Below are 3,386 nucleotides of genomic sequence, written 5' to 3' on the forward strand. Positions count from 1 at the left end.
TGCCATGGTCGAATGTTCAACACACCCTAGTATTGATCATTTTTTTCTCTATTTTTCATGAGATAACAAAAAATTGTTTCTCAATTTATGATTTGGCAGTTAAATTTTTAGTAGAGGCAAGCTTAGCACGGTTAGCGATAACGTTGAGCGTTTTCAGACGGTGGCAAAGAGATGTTTTGACTTTATATTGCTGTCCAATCATTGCTCTTGCCAGTGCAACCATAAACGCATATCTAATTCGAGCTGATGATACTCAGGTTCCATATGACAACACAGTTGATAAAACGCCTTGTTATGATCATGTTCTTTAAAATGTGCCAGCTCATGTACCACAATCATCCGTAAAAACTCTGGCGGTGCGTCTTTGAATAGACTGGCAACCGTGATACTGTTATGGGATTTAAGCTTGCTGCCTTGCACGCGAGACTGGGTAGTATGGATACCTAGCGCATGCTTTAGTACCTTTAACTTACTGCTATAGCTGACGCTTGATAGCGGGCCAATCTTGCGCATGTATTGGTTTTTTATCTCATTGACATAGTGATAAAGCGCCTTATCACTTTGCACTTGGTGCTGGGTGGGATATTTTTTATCCAAATACTCACCCATCCGACCGTCGCTTATCATTTGCGCCGCTTGCGTTTGAATCTGCTCTGAGTAATGCGCTATGTATTTTAATCTGCTCACAACGATATCCTTTTTCTATGTGTTAAAAGCTGTCCGCTTGTTTGATGGATTTTACCTTATATTGGCTATATGTTATCTCAAGCTTGTTCTACTTCCCATTTACCTTATTTGCCACAAAAAAACCCCATAAGCGGTAGTCAACTTACGGGGTCATTGCTTATAAAAATTTCTTATAAAGACGGTCACTTATCGGCTATCGTACATATAGATTGATAGCGCGATATAGCGCGATAGTCTAGGCCATTAACGCTCTAGATGCAGATACTGCAAATGACGCTCGTACTGATTTAAGATATCGACCAATACTTGCTCTTTGGTATAACCGACCAAATCATACTCTTGCGAGCCATCGCTTAAGAACACCTCAGCACGGTAGTAAAACTCAGCATGCTTGGTTGAGGTGTTTAAGGTAAAGTTTGGACGTTCAGCTTTGATCAAGTTAACTTCATAAACAAAGTCATCTTCATCACCATGACCGACGCGCAGTTTTAGACCGTCGACCTGAGCACTGTCTTGGCCCATGCCTGCATCGATATCTTCACCGATACTGGCAAGATTATGCGCATCTAAAGAGGTTTTGAGACCGCCTGCTTTGAACTCTTTTTCGACCTCAGTCATCGCTGGCATCACCACTGTTTTTAAGAACTTTTCGACCTGCGCATGTCCTGGGAAGCTCACAATACGCTGCAAACGCGCTTTCCAGCTCTTACCGCTGTCGAGCACATTGGCAGTACCAATCGTGCTGGCTTTGCGCTTATTGCCCTCTTCTTTTAGTGACTTCCACATGGACATCATGTAGAGCACTAGAATCAAAGAGAACGGCAAACCTGCAATCACAGAGACCGATTGTAATGAGGCAAAACCGCCCGCAAACAATAATCCTAGTGTGATAAGACCTGTTGCCGCCGCCCAAAACAAACGCAACCAAACCGGTGCATCCGTGTCATTAGTCATGCCTTTTGAGCTTAGGTTGGCAAGTACCAACGCGCCTGAGTCCGCAGAGGTGACAAAGAACACCAGACCGATGATTACACCTGCAAATGACAGCACTTCGCTATAGGGGAAATATTCAAATAGCGCAAACATGCCCATGGCGGCATCATTGACGGCAGTTTCACCAAGCGCCGTTGCGCCATTGGCGACCAGATCTATCGCAGTGTTACCAAAGATAGAGAACCATGCAAAAATAAAGCCCAATGGAATGAACATCACGCCAAAGACAAATTCACGTAGCGTACGGCCACGGCTGATACGCGCGATAAACAGACCAACAAACGGTGCCCAAGCCACCCACCATGCCCAGAAAAATATCGTCCAACCTGATTTCCAGTCGGCACCGGCAGTACCGTCATAGGCATAGACGTCGAATGTTTTGAAAACGATGGTTTGGAAATACTGACCGATACTTTGGGTAAAGGTATTGAGCAAGTACACCGTATTGCCCATCACCAATATCGCAATCAATAGCAATATCGACGAGAGCATATTGAACTCAGACAGGCGGCGTACGCCCTTTTCTACACCGGTCATCGCTGAGATGGCGGCAGCTAAGACCACGCCCAAGATAATCAGGCTCTGCACCATCTTGCTCGACTCGATACCAAAGACATGCGTCAAACCCGCATTAGCCTGCAACACCCCGATGCCTAAGCTGGTGGCAATCCCCATCAAGGTACAGACCACACCAAAGGTATCAATGCCATCACCGAGCCAGCCTTTGACTAGGCGCTCGCCAAAGATAGGCGTTAGCGGTGAGCGTAGCGCCAGCGGCATGTTTTTGCGATAGGCAAAGTACGCTAGCGCCATACCGATAAGCGCATAAATACCCCAGCCATGCAGACCCCAATGCAAAAAAGTCTGAGCAAGCGCTTGACGCATGGCTTCGGCGCTCGCAGGCTCTAGGCCCGTATGCGGCGTTAAATAATGCATCAATGGCTCTGACGCCCCAAAAAATAGCAGATCAATACCGATACCCGCTGAAAACAGCATGGCTGCCCACGCTAAAAACGGAAACTGCGCTTTTTCGTGGTCTTGACCCAGCTTAATATCGCCATATTTAGAAAAACCAACGAACAAAGCAAAAATACTATAAGCAGCAACCACCAACATATAGTACCAGCCAAACTTGTCTGATACCCACGCCATACTTGCACCAAGTAAGGTCTCACTATAATCTGGAAAAGCAATGGTCCAGATGATCAATAAAATAGAAATAATAGCCGAACCTAAAAACACAGTTTTGTTTAGGCTCAACGGTTTCGTCACCTCTTTTGATGGCGAACTGTACATAAAAGACCTCAAATAAGTAAATTAAACAGTGTCCGATATTGCTTTGTCCGGCATAGTATTATGACTTTTGACCACATAACGTATACTTAACCGCATGACGCACAAAGCAGTACCAATGAATAAAAGCGAATAAAATGATAAATAGCACCAATATATGACATACATTGCACTCATATATTGACGCTGATAAAAAAGGCCTTTACGTTGAAAGGCCATTATTTTGGAGTTATCTGATATCGTTCTTTATTTAGCAGCATATTTTATGCTGACTTGTCATTTACACCGTTGAGAGATAATCGCGCATTGGCTCAGCTCTGAGCGGTGCGCCATTGGCCACATAATAATCTGCCGTAGAGCGCGGCAATTGTACGCCTTTCATTTTATCAACGATTTTTTCGGCCAGCATGATG

General features: G+C 44.7%; 2 protein-coding genes. Both read right to left on the reverse strand.

The window, feature by feature from the left end; all coding sequences use genetic code 11:
• Nucleotides 1-198 precede the first annotated feature (198 nt).
• Nucleotides 199-687 (reverse strand): M48 family metallopeptidase, encoded by a 489-nt coding sequence (locus B3V51_RS11415; RefSeq protein WP_058023766.1) that lies wholly within the window; start codon nt 685-687, stop codon nt 199-201.
• 243 nt (nt 688-930) lie between these two features.
• On the reverse strand, nt 931-2,976 hold the full coding sequence (gene betT / locus B3V51_RS11420; RefSeq protein WP_286708458.1) for a choline BCCT transporter BetT: 2,046 nt from the start codon (nt 2,974-2,976) through the stop codon (nt 931-933).
• Nucleotides 2,977-3,386 lie beyond the last annotated feature (410 nt).

Origin of the sequence: Psychrobacter sp. UBA2514, assembly GCF_002341255.1 — a bacterium.
Lineage (GTDB): Bacteria > Pseudomonadota > Gammaproteobacteria > Pseudomonadales > Moraxellaceae > Psychrobacter > Psychrobacter pacificensis.

Bases quoted from the DNA above. Each gene is read 5' to 3' on its own strand.
- betT (WP_286708458.1), bottom strand. From the start codon at position 2,976: ATGTACAGTTCGCCATCAAAAGAGGTGACGAAACCGTTGAGCCTAAAC.